Below are 21581 nucleotides of genomic sequence, written 5' to 3' on the forward strand. Positions count from 1 at the left end.
AGCCGCTGCTTTGGGAGTACACACGTGAAATCCACCTGGCATGCCGGCGGCATAGCCATGCTGACCGCGGGAGCGGTCCTGCTGTCCACGCCGAACGCCGCCGTGGCCGCGGACCGGCAGAGTTCCGCGGACGCCGACGCGGAACGGACCGTCTCCGGGCTGCTGGAGGCGGTGGACCAGCTCAAGGCGCATCCGATCGAGGAGGCCGAGACCGTCGAGGCGGCGCAGACGGCGGCGCGGATGCAGGACCGCCGGGTCGAGGTCCTCCAGATGCGCACGGAGACCGATACCGTCTTCGCCAACCCGGACGGCACCCTCACCCGCGAGAGCGCCGCGGCTCCCGTCAGGATGGTCAAGGACGGGCGCTGGGTGGACGTCGACGTCGACTTCGAGCACGCGGCCGACGGCGGTGTGGTCGCCAAGGCGCACCCGGAAGGGCTGCGGCTCGCCGGAGGGGGCGGCACGCCCGCCCGCGCGCTGAAGCGCGCGGCGGCCACGCCGCGGGACGAGGCACGCGATCTGATCACGCTGGGCAGCGGCGACGAGAAGATCGCCCTGCAGTGGAAGGGCGGCCTGCCCGCTCCCCGCCTCTCCTCGAACACCGCCACGTACGAGGACGCGGTTCCGGGCGGTGACCTGGTGGTCGAGGCCACCCGCACCGGCTTCGAGCAGTACCTCACGCTGCGCCGGGCCCCGCAGGACGGCGCTCCGCTGGTGCTCCCGATCGTGCTTCCCGAGGGCATGACCGCGAAGGCCGCTTCCGGTGGCGGTGTCGATTTCGTCGACGGCTCCGGCGAGACGGTGGCGGTGATGCCCGCCCCGATGATGTGGGACGACCAGGTCGACCAGCGGTCCAGGGAGCACGTCAACCGCAAGAAGGTCGCCATGGAGGTGACCCAGTCCGGCAACACCGCACAGCTCACCCTGCGCCCGGACGCCGAGTGGCTCGCCGATCCCCGGACCCGGTACCCGGTGACCGTCGACCCGGCCACGGACGCCCTCGACATCCTCTTCGACACCTTCGTCCAGGGCGGCGACACCACCGACCAGTCCGCGAACACCGATCTGAAGATCGGCTGGCCCGGAGACCAGGAGGGGAACACCAGGCGCGTCGCGCGTTCCTTCCTGACCTTCCGCACCGCGAACTTCGCCGACGCGCTGGTCTCCAAGGCCACCCTGAAGCTGTGGAACTACCACTCCTGGTCCTGCGAGAAGCGCGGGTGGGAGGTGTGGGCCGCGGGCGCCGCCGACAAGAACACCCGCTGGACCAAGCAGCCGCCGATGACGGAGAAGGCCGCGAGTTCCACCGAGACCAGGTCCGCCGGCTGCGGCAACGAGGGGTGGGTGACGGCCGACATCACGAAACTGGCGCAGACCTGGTCCTCCGCCAAGGCGGAGACCGGCTCCGTGGCGCTCAAGGCCGCCGACGAGTCGGACACCTACGGCTGGAAGCGCTTCCACTCCGCGAACGCCGCCGACGACAAGAAGATCCCCACCCTGGAGGTGACGTACAACTACCGTCCCTACAACGGGCTGAACCTCCAGGCCGGTGCGCCGTTCATCTCCTCGGGCGGCATCTTCAAGGTGAACACCACGACGCCGGTCCTGCGGTTCTCCACCGTGGACACCAACGGCGAGGACGAGGTCACCGGCACCTACGAGATCACCGACACCGCCACCGGCCAGGTCGTCACCACCGTCAACGCGGCGCCGGTCCCGGCCAACAGCACGTCGCAGGTGAAGGTGCCCGCGGGGAAACTCCTTCCGGGCAGGACCTACAGCTTCCGCACCACCGCCTTCGACGGCACCCATTACGCCAACGGCTGGTCCGACCCGGTCCGCTTCACCGTCGACACGGCCTGGAAGCCGACGGCGGCCGAGAACGCCCTCGGGCTGGCGAACACCTACTCCGACGCCGCCGACATCACCGCCGCCACGTCCTCGGACTCCTCCTACGCCTCGATCGCGGTCACCGAGGAGAACGTCGTCTCCGTCCCGTGGGACGGCAGGAACAACGCCATCGACGTGCGCAACGCGCTCATGCCCAACCGGCTCACGATCCCCGAGGCCGGCACCAAGGGCATCCAGGTCGGAGGAAACGTCGTCTACACGTCGTCCGGCCCGGTCGACACCGTCGTACAGCCCACCGTGGACGGCGGCTCGCGCACGCTGAACATCATCAAGGACGGCTCCGCGCCGCACGACTACACGACCGGCTTCGTCATCCCCGCCGGGATGAAGGCCGTGACCCACGACGACGGCTCGGTCTCGCTGTACGCGGAGGGCGACGAGAACGCGGAGAAGGCGCCCTCGTCGGACGCCGCCGCCTTCTTCGACGCCCCGTGGGCGAAGGACGCCCACGGCGACGACGTGCCCACCAGCTACAAGGTCGTGGGCAACACGCTCGTCCAGCACGTCGAATTCGGCGCGGACGGCAAGTTCCCCATCGTCATCGATCCTTCCTGGTGGTCCACCACCAAGAAGATCGTCATGTGCGCCGCGACGGTCGCGGGCTTCATCTTCACCTTCACCCCGGCGGGCAGCTCCGCGCGCGTCGCGACCGCCGTGAAGCTGGTCAAGCGGATCGGGGTCAAGAAGACCGCGAAGCTCATCCAGACCTACGCCAAGCGACGCAAGCTGACGTCGGCGCACCGCAAGGCGGTCACGGCGCTGCTGGGCATCGCCGCCATCAAGAAGTCCTGCACGTTCTGATCCGGAGCACCAGTTGATCGCCATAGCAGCAGCACTCGCAGAGATCGCGCTGATCCTCGTACAGCGTTGGCGCGCACCGTCCGGCGGCCCCGTGGCCACACCCTGGTCCCACGTGGCCGCAGCGCTGGGCGCGGGCGTGGTGGGGTGGCTGGTCATCGGCCGGCCCGATCCCGCATGGGACGAGGTGTCCCTGGCAGTGATCACCGGAGTGGTCCTCGGCTCCGAGGCCGCGCGGTCGGCGCGGGTCCTTGCCGGAAAGGAGTGGGCGGGCTGGGCGACGGCCTGCGGCAGCGGAGCGGCCTCGGCCACCTGGCTGCTGGCCACCCCGCTGCCCTTCATGTGACGGGCCGCCGCAGGCGTAGCACCGGCGGTCCCAGCTCCTAGAACATCTGTCCATTCCGTGGACGGAGCATGGCCACACAGCGGACTCCGGTGCTACAAATGCGGCATGTCGGACACCGTCGCTCGACTCAGACGCCTGCTGTGGCGTTCTGTGGTCGGCCGGAGGCAGTGGAGCGTCGCCAAGCAGGTCTTCCTGCTTCAGGTGGCCCTCGTCGTGCTGCTGGTGCTCAGCGGCGTCATCGCCCTCTACGTCCAGTCCGAGCGGGACACCCAGTCCGAGGCCAGGCGTCGTTCCATCGCCGTGGCGGAGACCTTCGCCCACTCCCCCGGCGTCCTCCAGGCGCTGGCCGCGCCCCAGCCCTCCAAGGTGCTCCAGCCGCTCACCGAGGCGGGGCGCAAGGCGGCGGGCGTCGACTTCATCGTCGTCATGGACACCCATGGCATCCGGTACACGCACCCGATACCGAGCAAGATCGGCAAGCGGTTCGTGGGCACCATAGGGCCCTCGCTCGCCGGGCGGACGTACACGGAGAGCGTGCACGGCCCGCTGGGGCGCGAGATGCAGGCCACCGTGCCCATCGAGGACTCGCACGGCAAGGTGACCGCGCTCGTCTCCGCGGGGCTCAAGGTCAAGAACGTCACCAACGAGGTGGACCGGCAGATCCCGATCATCCTGACCGCCGGGGCGGGCGCGCTGGTCGTGTCCACCGGTGGCACCGCGCTGGTCGGACGGCGGCTGCGGCGGCAGACCCACAGCCTCGCCCCCGACGAGATGACCCGGATGTACGAGCACCACGACACGGTGCTGCACTCGGTGCGCGAGGGCGTCCTCATCATCGGCACGGACGGCCGGCTGCTGCTCGCCAACGACGAGGGCCGGCGCCTGCTGCGGCTGCCGGCCGACGCCGAGGGCCGCCACCTGTCCGAGCTGCCCGGTCTCGACCCGGAGACGCTGGAACTGCTGGCCTCCGGGCGGGAGGCCACCGACGAGGTGCTGTTCGCCGGAGAGCGGCTGCTCGCGGTCAACCAGCGGCCCACGGACCACGGCGGAGGCCCCGGCAGCACCGTGGTGACCCTGCGGGACACCACCGAGCTCCAGGCGCTGTCCGGGCGCGCCGAGGTCGCCAGGGAGCGGCTGAAGCTCCTCTACGACGCGGGGCTCTGCGTCGGCACCAGCCTGGACGTGCGGCGCACGGCGCAGGAGCTGGCGCGGATCGCCGTACCGCGCTTCGCCGACTACGTGACCGTGGACCTGGACGACGGCATCCTGCACGGCGAGGAGCCCGCCCCCACCGCGGCCACCCTGCGCCGTCTCGCCGTGCACGGCATCCGGGGCGACCACCCGCTGTACGAGCGGGACCGGCTGATCGACTTCAAGCCGTTCACACCGCAGGCCCGCGGCTACGGCTCCGGCCACGCCGAGCTGGTGCCCGATCTGGTCGAAGCGGCGGACTGGCGGGCGCAGGACCCGCAGCGCACCGAGAACATCCTGGAGTACGGCATCCAGTCGCTGATCTCGGCCCCGATCCGGGCCCGCGGGGTGGTGCTGGGCATCGCCAACTTCTACCGGGCCAAGCGGGAGCCCTTCGACGAGGAGGACCTCTCGCTGGCGGAGGAGCTGGTGGCGCGGGCCGCGGTCAGCGTCGACAACGCCCGCCGCTACGCCCGCGAGCACACCCTTGCCGTCACCCTCCAGCGCAGCCTGCTGCCGCGCGCGCTGCCCGAGCAGAGCGCCCTCGATGTGGCGTACCGCTACCTGCCCGCCCAGTCGGGGGTGAGCGGGGACTGGTTCGACGTGATCCCGCTGCCGGGCAGCCGGGTGGCGCTGGTCGTCGGCGACGTCGTCGGGCACGGGCTGCACGCCGCGGCCACGATGGGCCGGCTGCGGACCGCCGTACACAACTTCTCGACCCTGGATCTGCCGCCGGACGAGCTGCTGAGCCATCTGGACGACCTGGTCGGGCGCATCGACCAGGACGAGGGGGGCACGGAGGACGCGGGCGAGATCGTCGGCGCGACATGTCTGTACGCGATCTACGATCCGGTGACGCGGCGGTGCGCCATGGCGCGTGCCGGGCATCTGGCGCCCGCGCTGGTGCATCCGGACGGCAGCGTCGACTATCCGGAGCTGCCCGCCGGGCCGCCGCTCGGCCTCGGGGGCATGCCGTTCCAGACGGCGGAGCTGGAGCTGGCCGAGGGGACGCAGCTGGTGCTGTACACCGACGGGCTGATCGAGGACCGTACGCGCGATCTGGACGAGGGCATGGAGCTGCTGCGGCAGGCGCTGGCCGGGCATCCGGACCGGTCCCCGGACGCGAGCTGCGGGGCGGTGCTGGAGGAGTTGCTGCCCGAGGGGCCGAAGGACGATGTCGCGCTGCTGGTGGCGCGCACGCGGGCGCTCACGTCCGAGCAGGTGGCGCAGTGGGACGTGCCCGCGGATCCGGCGGCCGTCGGGGAGCTGCGGCGGGCGGTGACGGAGCGGCTGGAGGAGTGGGGGCTGCAGGAGCAGGCGTTCGGCATGGAGCTGGTGCTCAGCGAGCTGGTGACGAACGCGATCCGGTACGGCTCCGAGCCCATCCGGCTGCGGCTGATCCGGGACCGGGCGCTGGTCTGCGAGGTGGCCGACGGGAGCAACACGTCGCCGCATCTGCGGTACGCGGCGACGACGGACGAGGGCGGCCGGGGATTGTTCCTGGTCCAGCAGATGACGGAGCGGTGGGGGACGCGGTATTCGCCGCAGGGGAAGGTGATCTGGGCGGAGATGGCGTTGCGGGGGGCGCCGCCGGGGCTGCCGGAGTTGTCGCTGGACGCGTTCGACGCGTTGTGAGGCGGGGGACGGCGCGCCGATCGGTGCGGACCGGGCGGGGGCGCGGTGCCGGTCACTGCGGGGCGCGGTGGCCGGCGGGGTGGGGCAAGGCAGAGGGCCGCACCCCCGTTGCCGGGGATGCGGCCCTGAACTACGCCGCTGTGCCGCTTACTTGCGGATCAGGCTGCGCAGGACGTACTGCATGATGCCGCCGTTGCGGTAGTAGTCGGCCTCGCCGGGGGTGTCGATGCGGACGACCGCGTCGAACTCGACGCCCGTGTCGGTGGTGACCTTGACCGTGCGCGGGGTGGTGCCGTTGTTCAGCTCGGTGACGCCGGTGAAGGAGAAGGTCTCCTCGCCGGTCAGGCCGAGGGACTCGGCCGAGGCGCCCTCGGGGAACTGGAGCGGCAGGACGCCCATGCCGATGAGGTTCGAGCGGTGGATGCGCTCGTACGACTCGGCGATGACGGCCTTGACGCCGAGGAGCGCGGTGCCCTTGGCCGCCCAGTCACGGGACGAACCGGAGCCGTACTCCTTGCCCGCCAGGACGACCAGCGGGGTACCGGCGGCCTGGTAGTTCTGCGAGGCGTCGTAGATGAAGGCGACCGGGCCGCCGTCCTGGGTGAAGTCGCGGGTGTAGCCGCCCTCGGTGCCCGGCGCGATCTGGTTGCGCAGGCGGATGTTGGCGAACGTACCGCGGATCATGACCTCGTGGTTGCCGCGGCGCGAGCCGTAGCTGTTGAAGTCGCGGCGCTCCACACCGTGCTCGGTGAGGTACTTGCCGGCCGGGGTGTCGGCCTTGATCGCACCGGCCGGGGAGATGTGGTCGGTGGTGACCGAGTCGCCCAGCTTGGCCAGCACACGGGCGCCGGTGATGTCCTCGACCGGGGCCGGCTCCATGCCCATGCCCTCGAAGTACGGGGGCTTGCGCACGTAGGTGGACTCGGCGTCCCACTCGAAGGTGTCGCCGGTCGGGACCGGGAGCGACTGCCACTGGGCGTCGCCCGCGAACACGTCCTGGTAGGACTTGTTGAACATGTCCTCGCCGATGGCGCTGGCGACGACCTCGTTCACCTCGGCCTCGGAGGGCCAGATGTCCTTCAGGTAGACCGGGTTGCCGTCCTGGTCGGTGCCCAGGGCGTCACGGGTGATGTCCACCTTCATGGAGCCCGCGATGGAGTACGCGACGACCAGCGGCGGGGACGCCAGGTAGTTCATCTTGACGTCGGGGTTGATCCGGCCCTCGAAGTTGCGGTTGCCGGACAGGACCGAGACGACGGCGAGGTCGTGCTCGTTGACCGCCTTGGAGACCTCCTCCGGCAGCGGGCCGGAGTTGCCGATGCAGGTGGTGCAGCCGTAACCGACCAGGTTGAAGCCCAGCTTGTCCAGGTACGGCGTGAGGCCGGCCTTCTCGAAGTAGTCGGTGACGACCTTCGAGCCCGGAGCGAGGGTGGACTTGACCCACGGCTTGCGGGACAGGCCCTTCTCGACCGCCTTCTTGGCGACCAGGGCGGCGCCGATCATGACGTACGGGTTGGACGTGTTGGTGCAGGAGGTGATCGCGGCGACGGTGACCGCGCCGTGGTCGATCGTGTAGGTCGTGCCGTCGGGGGCGGTGACCTGGACCGGGTTGGACGGGCCGCCGTTCGGGCGGACGGCCGGGGAGTCGGAGGCCGGGAAGGACTCCTGGCCCGCCTCGTCCACGACATCCACGTAGTTGAGGACGTCCTGCTTGAACTGCTCGGCGGCGTTGGCGAGGACGATGCGGTCCTGCGGGCGCTTCGGGCCGGCGATGGAGGGCACGACCGTGGAGAGGTCGAGCTCCAGCTTCTCGGAGAAGTCCGGCTCGGCCTTCGGGTCCAGCCACAGGCCCTGGGTCTTGGCGTACGCCTCGACCAGCGCGACCTGCTGCTCCGAACGGCCGGTCAGACGCAGGTAGTTGAGGGTCTCGTCGTCGATCGGGAAGATCGCGGCGGTGGAGCCGAACTCCGGCGACATGTTGCCGATGGTGGCGCGGTTGGCCAGGGAGGTCGCGGCCACGCCCTCGCCGTAGAACTCCACGAACTTGCCGACGACGCCGTGCTTGCGCAGCATCTCGGTGATCGTGAGCACGAGGTCGGTGGCGGTGGTGCCGGGCTGGAGCTCGCCGGTGAGCTTGAAGCCCACGACGCGCGGGATCAGCATGGAGACCGGCTGGCCGAGCATGGCGGCCTCGGCCTCGATGCCGCCGACGCCCCAGCCGAGGACGCCGAGGCCGTTGACCATGGTGGTGTGCGAGTCGGTGCCGACCAGGGTGTCCGGGTAGGCCTTGCCGTCGCGGACCATGACGACACGGGCCAGGTGCTCGATGTTCACCTGGTGCACGATGCCGGTGCCCGGCGGGACGACCTTGAACTCGTCGAACGCGGTCTGGCCCCAGCGCAGGAACTGGTAGCGCTCCTTGTTGCGGCCGTACTCCAGCTCCACGTTCTGCTTGAACGCGTCGTTGGTGCCGAACTTGTCGGCGATGACGGAGTGGTCGATGACCAGCTCGGCCGGCGCCAGCGGGTTGATCTTCGCCGGGTCGCCGCCCAGCTCCTTGACGGCCTCACGCATGGTGGCGAGGTCCACGACGCAGGGAACGCCGGTGAAGTCCTGCATGATCACGCGGGCCGGCGTGAACTGGATCTCCTGGCTGGGCTGGGCCTGCGAGTCCCAGCCGCCGAGGGCACGGATGTGGTCGGCGGTGATGTTCGCGCCGTCCTCCGTGCGGAGCAGGTTCTCCAGCAGGACCTTGAGGCTGTACGGCAGGCGGGCCGAGCCCTCCACCTTGTCCAGCCGGAAGATCTCGTACGACTCGTCGCCCACCTGCAGCTCGCTGCGGGCGTCGAAGCTGTTCGCCGACACGACAGTCTCCTTCATTGATGTGCGCGTACCACCGTCAATCCTGCCGCCACGCCGGTTCGACCGGTCCGGTAAGGTCAGGCTAAGTTAGGCTCGCCTTACCTGGTAAGCGGCTGCGGTGCGCCTCGGCAGATATCTCGATGTCGAGATAACTCTAGTACATGGGTGCCGGATGGTCATGCCGGGTCGGGCTTCGTTCTGCCCCGGCGCGGGTCACGGAGGCCCTCGGGGCCGGACGCGGGGGTCCTCGGGAGCGGATGCGGGGGTTCGCCGGGGGGCGGATGCGGAGGTTCGCCGGCGGAAGGGCTCCCGGCGGGGTGTCAGCAGCCGCAGGCGGCCGCGAGCGGGGCGGTGAGGGGGTCGGCGGTGCGGCGGGCGGGTCCCCGCGGGGTCTGGTGGGTGAAGCCCTCGCGCACCCAGTATTCGAATCCGCCGAGCATCTCCCGGACCCGGTAGCCGAGTTCGGCGAGGGCGAGGGCGGCGCGGGTGGCGCCGTTGCAGCCGGGACCCCAGCAGTAGGTGACGACGGGGGTGGACTTGTCGAGCAGGGCGGCGGCCCGTTCGGGGATGAGGGCGGTGGGGAGGTGGACGGCGCCGGGGATGTGGCCCTGGTGCCAGGACTCGGTGGAGCGGGTGTCGAGGAGGACGAAGCCGGGGCCGTCCGGAGTGGCGAGCGCGGCGGCCACGTCGGCGACGTCGGTGTGGAAGCGGAGGGAGGCGCGGAAGTGGGCGGCGGCCTCGGCGGGGGTGGCGGGGGCGGTCGTACGCATGGGGCGGGGCCTTCCTGATGCGGGGGCGGGCGGGGCGAGGCGGCCCGGCTGCTACCGTCCGGGCTTCGGGTTCCGGGATGGGAATCTACGGGCCGGAACCAGCGCCCTGAAGGGGCGATCCACGGCGACCTCACCCGTTCGGCCGGGGAATCCGTGCTATTTCTCGACGATGACCGCGATATCCCTGGACGCCATCGACTGGCGCATTCTCGACGTCCTCCAGCGGGACGGCCGGACCAGCTTCACCGACCTCGCACGGGCCGTCTCCATGTCGGCCAGCGCGGCCACCGAGCGCGTGCGCAGGCTGGAGGAGGCGGGGGTCATCAGCGGCTACGCGGCGGTCGTCGCCCCGGAGCGGGTCGGACTGGCGGTCATGGCGTTCATACGGCTGCGGTATCCGAACGGCAACTACAAGCCGTTCCACGACCTGGTCGAGGCGATGCCGGAGATCCTGGAGGCGCACCATGTGACGGGCGACGACTGCTTCGTCATCAAGGTGGCGGCACGCTCCATGCGCCACCTGGAGGAGATTTCGGGCCGGATCGGCGGTTTGGGGTCCGTGACGACCAGCGTCGTCTACTCGTCCCCGCTCCCCCGTCGCGCCGTGCGCGAGAGCCCGGCAAGCACCTGACAAACGGCTGGTCGACGCCCTGCGGGCGGCTCACAGGCGGCCCGCAGATGGCCGGTAAACGAGTAAATCCACAAGGGGCGGGCATACGGAATGAATCACCCGCCGATCGGACATCCCCTGGGAACCCGCAGGTCACTGACGCGCCATCACCCGAATGGACCCCCTGGCGAGCGCCATCTCATATCTGAGATAACCTCAACCTCATGGCAGACGACTACCTCGTACGCATCGGCAAGCTCATCCGTGACGCCCGGCAACACCGGGGCTGGACGCAGACGCAGCTCGCGGAGGCGCTCGGCACCAGCCAGAGCGCGGTCAACCGCATCGAGCGCGGCAACCAGAACATCAGCCTTGAGATGATCGCCCGAATCGGTGAGGCGCTGGACAGCGAGATCGTGTCGCTGGGCTACGCGGGCCCGATGCATCTGCGGGTCGTCGGCGGCCGCCGGCTGTCCGGCGCCATCGACGTCAAGACGAGCAAGAACGCCTGCGTCGCCCTCCTGTGCGCGTCCCTGCTGAACAAGGGCCGTACGGTGCTGCGCCGAGTCGCGCGCATCGAGGAGGTGTACCGCCTGCTGGAGGTGCTCAACTCCATCGGCGTACGCACCCGCTGGATCAACGACGGGGTCGACCTGGAGCTGGTCCCGCCGGCCGAGCTGGAGATGACGGCGATCGACGCCGAGGCGGCCGTACGCACCCGGTCCATCATCATGTTCCTCGGCCCGCTGCTGCACCGCATGGACCAGTTCAAGCTGCCGTACGCCGGCGGCTGCGACCTCGGCACCCGGACCATCGAGCCGCACATGATCGCGCTGCGCCGGTTCGGGCTCCAGATCGCGGCGACCGAGAACCAGTACCACGCGCAGGTGGACCGCACGGTCAGCCCCGACCGCCCGATCGTGCTGACCGAGCGGGGCGACACGGTGACCGAGAACGCGCTGCTGGCGGCGGCGCGGCACGACGGGGTGACCGTCATCCGCAACGCGTCCTCCAACTACATGGTCCAGGACCTGTGCTTCTTCCTGGAGGCGCTGGGCGTGAAGGTGGAGGGCATCGGCACCACCACCCTGACCGTGCACGGTGTGCCCAACATCGACGTCGACGTGGACTACTCGCCCTCCGAGGACCCGGTCGAGGCGATGAGCCTGGTGGCCGCCGCGGTGGTCACCGAGTCCGAACTCACCGTGCGCCGGGTGCCGATCGAGTTCCTGGAGATCGAGCTGGCGGTCCTGGAGGAGATGGGCCTGGACCACGACCGTTCGCCGGAGTACTTCGCGGACAACGGCCGTACCCGGCTGGTCGACCTCACGGTCCGGCCTTCCAAGCTGGAGGCGCCGATCGACAAGATCCACCCCATGCCGTTCCCTGGCCTGAACATCGACAACGTGCCCTTCTTCGCCGCGATCGCGGCGGTCGCCTCGGGGCAGACCCTGATCCACGACTGGGTCTACGACAACCGCGCGATCTACCTCACCGACCTCAACCGCCTCGGTGGCCGGCTCCAGCTCCTCGACCCGCACCGCGTCCTCGTCGAGGGCCCCACCCGCTGGCGCGCCGCCGAGATGATGTGCCCCCCTGCCCTGCGCCCCGCGGTCGTCGTCCTGCTGGCGATGATGGCGGCGGAGGGGACGTCGGTGCTGCGCAACGTGTACGTCATCAACCGGGGTTACGAGGACCTCGCGGAACGGCTGAACTCGATCGGCGCGCAGATCGAGATCTTCCGGGACATTTGATGGACGGATGCCGCCGTACCCCACCATGCCCTGCCGTTCAGCGGGTCAGGGAGTGGTACGGCGGCATCTCCGGGAGTTCTCCGGGACTTTGGGCCTGCGGCGGGCTACGAGCCGCGTTCCACAGGCTCTGACGAGGACCGCGGCTACGCGAAGATCGCGTCGATGGCGGCGCTGCCTCGTGCGCCGGCGAGGGCGCGCCGCTCACGGGCGGTATCGGTCGTGGGCCGAGCCGCGCGCATGGGCACGAGGGACGAATCCGCCTTCTGGCAGCGTGCCGTCAGAAGGCACGCATACGATGGGAACGGTGTGCGGCTGAGCGCGTTTCCCGGCGAGGCGGCGCGCGGCGTCATGAGGGGGGCTGTCCCGGCTACCACCCCGCAGGAGGTCCACCATGGCGACGCTGTTGTCCGTCAACGTAGGACTGCCCGAAGACGTGCCCTGGCAGGGAAGGACCGTGCACACCGGAGCCTGGAAGGCCCCTGTCCAGGGCTCCCGCATGGTCCGGCGGCTGAACGTCGACGGAGACGGTCAAGGAGACCTGGCCGGGCACGGCGGCGAGATGCGAGCCGTCCTCGTCTACCAGCTGCAGTCCTACCAGTACTGGCAGAAACAGCTCGGGCGCGACGACCTGACCTTCGGGATCTTCGGGGAGAACTTCACGGTCGACGGGCTGCCCGACGACGAAGTATGCATCGGTGACCGGTACCGCATCGGCGAAGCGGAATTCGAAGTCTCCCAGCCCCGCGTCACCTGCTACCGGGTCGGCATGCGCCTGGGCGAACCCACCATGGCCTCCCTGCTCGTCGCCCACCACCGGCCGGGCTTCTACCTCCGAGTGATCACCGAAGGCCGCGTCCAGGCCGGTGACGCCGTCACGCTCACCCGCAAGGGGCCGGAACAACTCAGCGTCGCCGACGCCGACGCACTGCTCTACCTCCCGGACCGCGACCCCGTAAAGCTGCGCAAAGCACTGAACATCCCCGCCCTGAGTCCCGGATGGCAGCAGTCCTTCCGCGAGCTCGCCGCGCCCGAGCAGCCCGCGCAGGAGCCGGGGCAGCCGGGCGAGAAGTCTGGCGAAGAACCCGGGTGGCCGGGCTTCAGGCCCCTGCGCGTCACCCGCATCGTCCCCGAGACCCCCACCATCTCGTCCCTCTACCTCGCCACCACCGACGGCACATCCCTGCCCGAGGCCCGCCCCGGCCAGTACCTCTCCATCCGCCTGGTCACCGACCATGCCGCCCCCGAAGTACGCAGCTACTCCCTGTCCTGCGCGTCCACAGCCGACACCTACCGCATCAGCGTCAAGCGCGAACCCCATGGGAAAGTCAGCGACTACATCCATGCGAGGCTCCGCCCCGGCGACCTCGTGGACATCGCCAGCCCCCGCGGAACGTTCGTACTGCAAGAACGCCCTGGCCCGACCGTACTGGTCTCCGCGGGGATCGGTGCCACACCCGTGCTCGCCATGCTCCACCGACTCGCCGCCACGCGAGACCCGCGCCCCCTCTGGTGGATCCACACCGCCCACGACCGCGCCCACCACGCCTTCGCGGACGAGACTCGTACCCTTCTGGCCCGACTTCCGGGCGCCGGCGAGTACATCTACTACACCGGCGAAGCCCCACGCCCCGACGAGCCCCACATCACTCACGGCCGTCCGACCGCTGCATCCCTCAGGGCCATGGGCATCCCCGCCGAGGCCGACGCCTACCTGTGCGGCCCAACCGCCTTCATGGACGACCTCGCCCGCTTCCTGCACGATCTGGGTCTGCGCCCACAGCAGATCCATACGGAACGGTTCACCGCTCTGCCCGCCATCACTCCGGGCGTGACCGCCACCGCCGCGATCCGGCCGCACCAGCCACCCGGTCCCACCGCGACCGGGCCCCTCGTCGCCTTCGCCCGCAGCGGCATCTCCACCCCGTGGTCACCCGCTCACGCGACCCTCCTCGATCTTGCCGAAGCCTGCGACATCCCCACCCGCTGGTCCTGCCGCACCGGCGTGTGCCACACCTGCGTCACCCACCTCGTCGCAGGCGACATCACCTACACCACGCCGCCCCTCGAACTCCCCGAGCCCGGAACCGTCCTGGTCTGCTGCAGCAAGCCGACCACCGAGGTCGTCCTCGATCTGTGAGCGAAGCAGTCCCACCATCACGACGGGCGTCGCCGATGTCGTTCCACGGGTCCTGATGCCCAGGCCGTGGTGTCCGCAGTGTGGCAGAACTCGGCCGCGGTGACGCCGGTGGGAACGCCGAGTTCCGCGGCGACCGCGGTGATCGCCTTGTCGCAGTCGGCGAGGTCGGCCTGGCCGCCGGTGGTGAAGTACGGGGCGATGAACGTCTCGTAGTGGGCTCGGACCTCTTCCGCGGTCTGTCCGCCGAGGAACGTCTGCATGTGTCGCACCGTGGTGTCGGGGTCGTCGTGGATCACCTGAAGGGCACGCCGGTGGGCTCGTACGACGGCCTGGACCGCGGGGTCGTCGGGCGCGACGTAGGTAGGGTCGACCGCCACGCCAACGGTGGGAATCCGGAAGTGGTCGCCGACCCAGGCCAGCACGTTCCAGCCGTGCTCGGCGGCCACCGCCTCCGGTGCCATGGTGCTGCCGACGTAGGCGGCGTCGATGCTGCCGTCGTTGAGCCGGCGCAGGTCCATGCCGTAGTCGCCGGGCGAGCGGACGATGGTCTGCACGTCGCGGTCCGGGTCGAGTCCGGCCTTCCGCAGCACGATCCGGGCGAATGCGCCGGGCGGGGTGTGCGGGGCGTGGACCGCCAGCCGCCGCCCGGCCAGGTCGGCCAGGGAGGTCAGGCCGGGGCGGCCGAGGAACCAGAACAGCGGGCGTTGGGTGTTGACACTGAGCGCGACCCACGGGGTGCCGTCGGTGAGTCGTGACAGCAGTGCCCGGCCGAGCCCGATGATGGCGCAGCGGCGCAGCCGTTCCACGTCCCAGGTGCAGCCGTCGCGCAGTGCGACGTGGACACCCTCCTCGGCGTAGTAGTCCTGCTGGTCGGCGACGTAGGCGGCGAGTTCTTCGTGCAGGCCCCGTCCGACGTAGGCCAGGTCGATCGTGTGCATGGACATCTCTCGTCGCTCGTTCAAGGGGGTGGTGTGGCCGCGTATGCGGGGGCCGGCGGGGTGTCAGTACATGACCATCCCGCCGTTGACCGCGGCCGTGGTACCGGTCATGAAGGAGTTGTCCTCGGCGGCGTAGAAGGCCACCGCCTGGGCGACATCGGCCGGGCGGGCCAGGCGGCCCAAGGGGGTGGCGGCCACCTGCCGCTGCCTCGTCGCGTCGTCGAGCACGGCATCGGCGGTACGGGACTCCACCGGGCCCGGCGAGACGATGTTGACCGTGATGCCCTGCGGGCCGAGTTCCTGGGCGAGATACCGGGCGAACTGTTCGAGGGCGGCCTTGGAAACGCCCAGCGCGATCATGCCCGCCCGAGGCCGGCGGCTGAGTCCGGTGCCGATGTAGACGAGGCGTCCCCACCCTCGTTCGGTCATCGTGGGCAGTACGGCTTTGGTGACCGCGAACGCCGCGTGCATCTCGGCGTCGATCTTGCCGCCCAGTTCTTCCCACGTCATGTCCTGGAACGGCTTGACCGCATACGGGATGAGCGCGTTGTGCACGAGGACGTCGACGCCGCCCCAAGCCGCCTGGACCTGTCCGACCATGCGTTCGACGGCTGCCTCCTCGCGCACATCGGCCTGCACGGCCATGGCCCGGCCGCCTGCGGCTTCGATGGCCGCCACGACCTCCTCGGCCGCCTTGGTGTTGCGGAGGTAGTTGACCACCACGCGCATGCCCCGTGCGGCCAGAAGCCGCGCCGTGGCCGCGCCGATTCCGCTGCTGGCCCCCGTCACCAACGCCACCCTGCCGGTCGTCCCGGTCATGGGCCCACCTCCTGCCCGTCGTCGCGGGCCGTCGGGATGACCGGCCGGGGTCGTCCGTCGCCGTTGCCCTGGACTGTCGGGCGGATCGCCCCGTACAGCACGGTGTCGACGGTCGCCCGCAGCAGATCGGCCGCGGTCCACGCCAGATCGCGCGGCAGCTCCGACACGAGCAGCCGCTCCAGCGCGCCGCGGGTGATCTCGCTCAGCAGCTCGGGCGGCGCCGGCAGCAAGCCCTGCCGGTGCCCCTCCTGGAACAGCTCGTCGAGCCGCCGGTAGACCACCGCGTCCACACGTTGTTCCACGTACTGGCGCAGCATCGTGTCGCCTCGCCCTGCCGCGAGCTGAGGCGCGCCGATCCGGTCGAGCTCACTGCCCGCCGCGATCAGGAACCGCTGCACCCGCACAGCGAACGGCTGCCCCGCCGCGTCCTCGGTCGCCGCCACCAGCGTGTGCTCCACCGAGGCGAACTGGCGGTCCAGCACCGCGGCCAGCAGGCTGCGCTTGTCCGGGAAATGACGGTAGATCGTCTTCTTGCTCATCCCGAGCTCGCGAGCGAGATCGTCCATGCTCACCCGCGCGAGACCCGACCCGAGGAACAGCCGGCCGGCCGCCTCCACGATCACGTCCGCACGCCGCTCGCCACCAAGGGAAACTGGAGAAACGGAATGAGTTTCCATGGTTTTCACCGTTGCTCTCGGTCCCTGCGCTGTCAAGGCATGCCGTGTGTCCGCTCGGGACCAGTCGTGCGGCCGAGACGTGCTGTCAGGCGGCCGGAGCCACGTAGGGGAAGGAGGACGTGGGCGGGGCGTCCACCGCCTCCTTGCCCAGTCCGACGCTCACGGCGCTGTCCGTGGCCAGGGAGAACATGACCTCCCCTGCATTGTCGGTGAGCGCCCGGCCGTTGAACTCCGCGAACCCGAAGACGGCGGGAGTGCCGACCGTGTACGGGAGGACGTCCGGGAGGAGCCGTTCGGCCACCTCTTGGCCGTAGACCAGGGGATCCGACGCGGTGCCGCGCGCGCCGACGACCGCGGCGACGCGGCCGGTGATCGCCTGGCTGAGGACGCGCGTGTCGTCGGCCGGTCGGGTCTGGTTCAGCAGTTCCGCGAGGTCGTCGTCGAACTGGGCGAAGATCGGCGACACCATGGGGAGTCCGCAGCGGTTGATGCGGTGCCATCCGCCGGCGTCGGTCGCCAGTGCCGTCACACCCCAAACGCCGATGTCCCTGCCGGCTGTGCAGGCGAGCAGTTCCGCGTCCGGCACCTCCAGCACGATGGAGCGCACCTTCATGCCGGAGAACAGGCTGGTGACCTCGGAGGAGCCCGGCTGGGGCAGTTCGACGTCGGTACCGTGCTGGAAGGCTTGTCCGACCGCCTCCACGACGGCCGGATTCATCCAGAACGGATCGCTGGCCCGACCGGTCCAGACCCGCAGACCCGTGTCGGTGCTCAGCTCCCGCCCCGTCCGGCCGGCGAGCAGTGGGGTGCCGGTCGCCGAATCATCGGCCGCCTCGGCTCCGGTGAGGCGGCTCAGCCCGACCGTCTGCGAGCCATCGGCATCGGGCTCGCCGAAGGCGAAGCGGAAGGCGAGGTCCTCGACAGCGTCGCCGGTGCTGTCGATCTTGAATTCGTATCGAGCCTCGGGGTGGAACCCTTTCGGCGCGTCGGGGCCCGCGGAGTCGGAGCAGACGTTCATCACCAGGACAGTTCCGCGTTCACCTCGGAACACGTACGTGTCGGAGATGTTGAGCCGGGCGTCGGCCCTGGCGGCGGGAGAATCGAGATGGTGGGACATGCCATGGCTCCAGACGCAATGCCGACGGCGCTCAACCGGCGTGACCGTGAGCCCTCCGCGATATGAGGCATCCGCGGTGTGGCCGACTGCGCCCGCCACGACTCGACTGCTCGCGAGCGGGCGGAGTGGACCGCGGTGAGTTCCCGAGGGGCGAAATGTCGCTTCGTCAAGATTACCGCTCCTGTCGGGGGGCGCATCGTGAAGTCGGCGGATGAGGCTCCATCCGAGTACCGGCGGACAGCCGGGGACCGGTCGGGGGTCGGTTGGGGTGCGTTCCGGAAACGGCAACAAAAATTGCCCGTGCCGAGCCTCCGCCGCACTCTTGCGGCGGAGGTGATCGCCATGACCGGCGCATTCAACGACACGACCAACCGGACCTCGTACGACGTCATCGTGATAGGCGGCGGGGCGGGTGGGCTGAACGCCGCGCTCGTGCTCGCGCGGGCCCGTCGCTCCGTCGCCGTCATCGACTCCGGGGAGCCCCGCAACGCTCCCTCGGCCCATATGCACAGCTTCCTCTCCCGTGACGGGGTCCCCCCGCTCAGCGTGCTGGAGACCGGCCGCGCCGAGATCGCGCGCTACGGAGCGGTCCTGCTGAAGGGTCAGGTGGACCAGGTGGAGGCCGGTGAGCCGGGCGGATACGTGGTCCGGCTGGCCGGCGGGGCGACGCTGGACGCCCGGCATGTCGTCCTGGCCTCGGGGCTGCGCGACGAACTGCCCGCCGTTCCGGGGCTGCGCGCGCTGTGGGGCAAGGACGTGATCTTCTGCCCTTACTGCCACGGCTACGAGGTCCGCGACCAGCCGCTGGTGGTGCTGGGCGTGCACCCGGCGTCCGCGGGGCAGGCGCTGCTCCTGCGCCAGTGGTCCCACGACGTCGTCTACGTCCCGCACAGCCAGCCGCTCACCGAGGAGGACCGGGAGCGGATGGACGCCCGCGGGGTGCGGGTGGCCGAGGGGCCGGTGTCCGGGCTGCTCACCGAGGACGGGCGGCTGCGTGCGGTGGAGCTCGCCGACGGGCGGACCCTGGAGTGCGCCGCGGTGTTCGTCTTCCCGAAGATGACCCCGAACGACGCGGCCTTCGACGGTCTCGGCTGTGCACGGGACGAGGCCGGCTGGCTGATCACCGACCGGGCCGGGCGGACCAGCCGACCGGGCCTGTGGGCGGTCGGCAATGTGGTGGACAGCCGCGCCCAGGCCGTCACCGCGGCCGGCATGGGGGCCGCCGCCGCCTTCGCGCTCAACCACGACCTGGTGGACGAGGAGATCGAGCAGGCCGTCGCCGCGCATCGCGCGGCGACGGCGGCCACGGCCACGGCCACGGCCCGCTGATCGGTGAGCGCCCGGCATCCCTTCAGCGCCGGGGGAACCCGCGGGTTCCCCCGGCGCCGCCCGGCCGTCGGCCGAAAGGGGTACGGCGCCGGGTCTCGGGCCGCGCGGTGTCCACCGTCAGGCCGTGCGGTGTGTCACGTTCCCGAGCCGTGGTTCGGGCGGGCCCGTACGTGCATCCGCTCGCCCTGGCGGCCGAAGAGGCTCAGCACCTCCACAGGGCCCTCGCCGGTGCTGCCGAACCAGTGCGGCAGCCGGGTCTCGAACTCGGCCACCTCGCCGGGGCCCAGCACCAGGTCGTGTTCGGCGAGGACGAGCCGCAGCCGGCCGGCGAGGACGTAGAGCCACTCGTATCCCTCGTGGGTGCACAGCTCGGGCTCGCGGCGGCCGGCCGGCAGGATCATCTTGTAGCTCTGGATCGAGCCGGGCTGGCGGGTCAGCGGCAGCACCGTGTTGCCGTTCACCCGGTGCGGCTTGAGCCGTACCCGCGGATCGCCCACCTCCGGGGCGCCGACCAGTTCGTCGAGCGGCACCTGGTGCGCCTGGGCGATGGGCAGCAGTATTTCCAGGCTGGGGCGGCGCTGGCCCGCCTCCAGCCGTGACAGCGTGCTCTTGGAGATGCCGGTGGCCTCGGCCAGCGCGGCGAGCGTCACACCGCGGAGGGTGCGCAGCCGCTTGAGCCGGGGGCCGACCTCGGCCAAGGCCTGGGCGATGGTCGGGGACTGGTCCACGGTGCCATTAGACCGACCGCGTCCCCGAACTCGCAACGCGCGCTGCCGTTTTCGGACTCCGGTCACGCGTTCGGGCCAGTCCGGCTCACAGCCCGAGGGACCGGCCGATCAGCTCCTTCATCACCTCCGTGGTGCCGCCGTAGATCGTCTGCACCCGCGCGTTGGCCCACTCCCTGGAGATCGGACTCTCCTTCAGATAGCCGTAGCCGCCGTGCAGTTGCAGACACCGGTTGGCGATGTCCATCTGCAGCTCGGTCGTCCACCACTTCGCCTTCGCGGCGTCCGTCACCGACAGCCGTCCCGCGTTGAGCTCGCCGATGCAGTGGTCCAAGTAGACCTGGGCCACGGTGAGTTCGGTGTCCATCGTGGCGAGCTGGAACCGGTTGTGCTGGAAGGTGCCGATGGCCTGGCCGAACGCCTCCCTGGTGCGCGCGTACTCCAGGGTGTCGGCGAGCATCCGCTCGGCCGCGCCCACCGCCACGGTGGCGATGCTCAGCCGCTCCCGCGGCAGCCCGGCCATCACATAGGCGAGCCCTGCGTTCTCCTTGCCGATCAGGTTCGCGGCCGGCACCCGGCAGTCGTCGAAGAACAGCTCGCAGGTGTCGCTGGCGTGCCAGCCGAGCTTCTCCATGCGCCGGCCACGGGTGAAGCCGGGGGCGCCGCGCTCCACGACCAGCAGGCTGATGCCCTGCGCGCCGCGCTCGGGCGCGGTCTTGGCGGCGACGAGGACGAGATCGGAGTTCTCCCCGTTGGTGATGAAGGTCTTCTGGCCGTTCAGGACATAGCCGTCCCCGTCGCGTACGGCGGTGGTGCGGATGTCGGCGACATTGGAGCCGGCGCCGGGCTCGCTCATCGCGATCGCCGCGATCAGTTCGCCGGAGCAGAGTCCGGGCAGCCAGCGGGCGCGCTGCTCCTCGGTGGTGCGCTCGGACAGGTATCCGGCGATGACGTCGTTGTGCGCGACGAACCCCGGTGCCGTGGCGCGGGCCCACATGATCTCCTGCGCGAAGACGGCCGGGTAGCGGAAGTCGCGCTCGCCGCCCCCGCCGTACTCGGGTGCCACGCCCATGCCGAGCAGGCCGGCCTTCCCCGCCTTGAGCCACACCTCCCGGTCGACGATGCCGTCCCGCTCCCAGCGGGCGTGGTGGGGCAGGACCTCCCGCGTCAGGAACTCCCGGCACGCGTCCCGGAACTGCTCGTGCTCCGTCTCGTACCGCCTGCGTGCCATGCGGTCACCTCTCCCCCGCGCCGGTGTGCTCGGCGATCGTCGTCAGGGTCTGCTTGGGGTTCTGTACGGCCGCGAAGTGGCCGCCGTCGATCTCCTCCCGGCGGACCGGGGCCGTGCTGTGCGCGGACCACGCCCAGACCTTCTCCGGCGGGGCGTACACGTCCTCGCGGGCGGCGATCAGGGTGAGCGGGAAGTCCACCCGCAGGCCGCCCGCCTCCCGCGCGAACTCGGCCCGTACGACGTCGTCCTCGCGCAGCATCCGCAGCAGGATGCGGCTCATCGTGGGGTCGGCCAGCACCGCGGGCGGGGTGCCTCCGTCGGCGGCGGTCCGGGCGAGGAGTTCCTCGTCGGTGACCCCGGCGAGGAGTTCTCCGGGCCGCTGGAGCGCGGGCGGTACCGCTCCTGACAGTACGGCGCGTTCCGGTGCGGCGCCCACCTGGCGGGCCACGGCGGCGGCGACCGCCAGGCTGGTCGTGGCGCCGAAGCTGTGCCCGAAGGTCGCCCAGCGCGTGCCGGGGGTGCGGGCCCGCTCGGCCAGCAGGTCGGCGACCACCTGCTCGGCCATGGCCCGGACCAGGGCGGCGAAGCCCTCGGCGCGGCGCTCGCGGCGGCGCGTCCCGCGGCCCGGAGCGTCCACGCCCCGGACGCACAGCCGCGAGCCGGCGTGCTGCCAGCCGCGGTAGACGAGCGAGGTCGCACCGGCGTGCGGAAAGCAGTAGAGCAGTAGCACG

Annotated in this window: 16 protein-coding genes; 7 read left to right on the forward strand and 9 right to left on the reverse strand. The window is 70.7% G+C overall.

Features of this window, described 5'->3' with window-relative positions; all coding sequences use genetic code 11:
- The first annotated feature begins 24 nt into the window (after positions 1-24).
- The 3 genes from ACZ7EC_RS20375 (at position 25) to ACZ7EC_RS20385 (ending at position 5881) form a co-directional block, all read left to right on the forward strand.
- Positions 25-2712, forward strand: a complete 2688-nt coding sequence (locus ACZ7EC_RS20375; protein ID WP_471064357.1) for a DNRLRE domain-containing protein — start codon at positions 25-27, stop codon at positions 2710-2712.
- Positions 2713-2824: 112 nt separating this feature from the next.
- Positions 2825-3055: a hypothetical protein gene (locus ACZ7EC_RS20380; RefSeq protein WP_471064359.1), complete on the forward strand. Its 231-nt coding sequence runs from the start codon at positions 2825-2827 to the stop codon at positions 3053-3055.
- A 105-nt stretch (positions 3056-3160) separates the two neighbouring features.
- Positions 3161-5881: a SpoIIE family protein phosphatase gene (locus ACZ7EC_RS20385; protein ID WP_471064361.1), complete on the forward strand. Its 2721-nt coding sequence runs from the start codon at positions 3161-3163 to the stop codon at positions 5879-5881.
- Between the two features lie 147 nt (positions 5882-6028).
- Here ACZ7EC_RS20385 and acnA read toward each other — a convergent pair whose 3' ends face one another.
- Positions 6029-8746 (reverse strand): aconitate hydratase AcnA, encoded by a 2718-nt coding sequence (gene acnA, locus ACZ7EC_RS20390; protein WP_471064363.1) that lies wholly within the window; start codon positions 8744-8746, stop codon positions 6029-6031.
- Positions 8747-9063: 317 nt separating this feature from the next.
- Positions 9064-9513, reverse strand: coding sequence for a rhodanese-like domain-containing protein (locus ACZ7EC_RS20395; protein ID WP_471064365.1), 450 nt, complete (start codon positions 9511-9513; stop codon positions 9064-9066).
- 169 nt (positions 9514-9682) lie between these two features.
- On the opposite strand from ACZ7EC_RS20395, the gene ACZ7EC_RS20400 reads away from it, so the two are divergent.
- The 3 genes from ACZ7EC_RS20400 (at position 9683) to ACZ7EC_RS20410 (ending at position 14014) form a co-directional block, all read left to right on the forward strand.
- Positions 9683-10144, forward strand: a complete 462-nt coding sequence (locus ACZ7EC_RS20400) for an Lrp/AsnC family transcriptional regulator (RefSeq protein ID WP_471064367.1) — start codon at positions 9683-9685, stop codon at positions 10142-10144.
- Positions 10145-10347: 203 nt separating this feature from the next.
- A complete protein-coding gene (locus ACZ7EC_RS20405) occupies positions 10348-11877 on the forward strand; it encodes a helix-turn-helix domain-containing protein (RefSeq protein ID WP_037655348.1) in 1530 nt (509 codons plus the stop codon).
- 391 nt (positions 11878-12268) lie between these two features.
- Positions 12269-14014 carry an MOSC domain-containing protein gene (locus tag ACZ7EC_RS20410; protein ID WP_471064370.1) on the forward strand — a complete coding sequence of 582 codons (1746 nt, stop codon included), beginning with the start codon at positions 12269-12271 and terminating at the stop codon, positions 14012-14014.
- A 17-nt stretch (positions 14015-14031) separates the two neighbouring features.
- On the opposite strand, the gene ACZ7EC_RS20415 is transcribed toward ACZ7EC_RS20410, so the two are convergent.
- From ACZ7EC_RS20415 to ACZ7EC_RS20430, 4 genes are all read right to left on the reverse strand, one after another.
- Positions 14032-14976 carry an ABC transporter substrate-binding protein gene (locus ACZ7EC_RS20415; RefSeq protein WP_471064372.1) on the reverse strand — a complete coding sequence of 315 codons (945 nt, stop codon included), beginning with the start codon at positions 14974-14976 and terminating at the stop codon, positions 14032-14034.
- A gap of 39 nt (positions 14977-15015) precedes the next feature.
- Positions 15016-15771 carry an SDR family NAD(P)-dependent oxidoreductase gene (locus ACZ7EC_RS20420; protein WP_471064374.1) on the reverse strand — a complete coding sequence of 252 codons (756 nt, stop codon included), beginning with the start codon at positions 15769-15771 and terminating at the stop codon, positions 15016-15018.
- On the reverse strand, positions 15768-16448 hold the full coding sequence (locus tag ACZ7EC_RS20425; protein ID WP_471064798.1) for a TetR/AcrR family transcriptional regulator: 681 nt from the start codon (positions 16446-16448) through the stop codon (positions 15768-15770). Before ACZ7EC_RS20425 ends, ACZ7EC_RS20420 begins: the two co-directional genes overlap by 4 nt.
- Before the next feature lie 85 nt (positions 16449-16533).
- Positions 16534-17664: a DUF4331 family protein gene (locus tag ACZ7EC_RS20430; RefSeq protein ID WP_471064376.1), complete on the reverse strand. Its 1131-nt coding sequence runs from the start codon at positions 17662-17664 to the stop codon at positions 16534-16536.
- A 243-nt stretch (positions 17665-17907) separates the two neighbouring features.
- Here ACZ7EC_RS20430 and ACZ7EC_RS20435 point away from each other — a divergent pair, with 243 nt between their 5' ends.
- A complete protein-coding gene (locus tag ACZ7EC_RS20435; RefSeq protein WP_471064378.1) occupies positions 17908-18894 on the forward strand; it encodes an NAD(P)/FAD-dependent oxidoreductase in 987 nt (328 codons plus the stop codon).
- A gap of 134 nt (positions 18895-19028) precedes the next feature.
- Here the strand turns inward: ACZ7EC_RS20435 and ACZ7EC_RS20440 are convergent, their stop codons facing one another.
- The 3 genes from ACZ7EC_RS20440 to ACZ7EC_RS20450 form a co-directional block, all read right to left on the reverse strand.
- Positions 19029-19622 carry a helix-turn-helix domain-containing protein gene (locus ACZ7EC_RS20440; protein ID WP_471064380.1) on the reverse strand — a complete coding sequence of 198 codons (594 nt, stop codon included), beginning with the start codon at positions 19620-19622 and terminating at the stop codon, positions 19029-19031.
- Between the two features lie 85 nt (positions 19623-19707).
- The gene (locus tag ACZ7EC_RS20445; protein ID WP_471064382.1) at positions 19708-20850 is read right to left on the reverse strand and encodes an acyl-CoA dehydrogenase family protein; all 1143 of its coding nucleotides are present in this window, start codon (positions 20848-20850) and stop codon (positions 19708-19710) included.
- A gap of 4 nt (positions 20851-20854) precedes the next feature.
- A complete protein-coding gene (locus tag ACZ7EC_RS20450; protein ID WP_471064384.1) occupies positions 20855-21580 on the reverse strand; it encodes a thioesterase II family protein in 726 nt (241 codons plus the stop codon).
- Position 21581: the final 1 nt, after the last annotated feature.

It is taken from the genome of Streptomyces sp. NPDC037203, assembly GCF_055605065.1.

Excerpts from the sequence above, each read along its gene's own strand:
- ACZ7EC_RS20385 (WP_471064361.1), top strand. The coding sequence starts at position 3,161 with ATGTCGGACACCGTCGCTCGACTCAGACGCCTGCTGTGGCGTTCTGTG.
- ACZ7EC_RS20405 (WP_037655348.1), top strand. The coding sequence starts at position 10,348 with ATGGCAGACGACTACCTCGTACGCATCGGCAAGCTCATCCGTGACGCC.
- ACZ7EC_RS20400 (WP_471064367.1), top strand. The coding sequence starts at position 9,683 with ATGACCGCGATATCCCTGGACGCCATCGACTGGCGCATTCTCGACGTC.
- ACZ7EC_RS20425 (WP_471064798.1), bottom strand. The coding sequence starts at position 16,448 with ATGGAAACTCATTCCGTTTCTCCAGTTTCCCTTGGTGGCGAGCGGCGT.
- ACZ7EC_RS20445 (WP_471064382.1), bottom strand. The coding sequence starts at position 20,850 with ATGGCACGCAGGCGGTACGAGACGGAGCACGAGCAGTTCCGGGACGCG.
- ACZ7EC_RS20410 (WP_471064370.1), top strand. The coding sequence starts at position 12,269 with ATGGCGACGCTGTTGTCCGTCAACGTAGGACTGCCCGAAGACGTGCCC.
- ACZ7EC_RS20395 (WP_471064365.1), bottom strand. The coding sequence starts at position 9,513 with ATGCGTACGACCGCCCCCGCCACCCCCGCCGAGGCCGCCGCCCACTTC.
- ACZ7EC_RS20435 (WP_471064378.1), top strand. The coding sequence starts at position 17,908 with ATGACCGGCGCATTCAACGACACGACCAACCGGACCTCGTACGACGTC.
- ACZ7EC_RS20420 (WP_471064374.1), bottom strand. The coding sequence starts at position 15,771 with ATGACCGGGACGACCGGCAGGGTGGCGTTGGTGACGGGGGCCAGCAGC.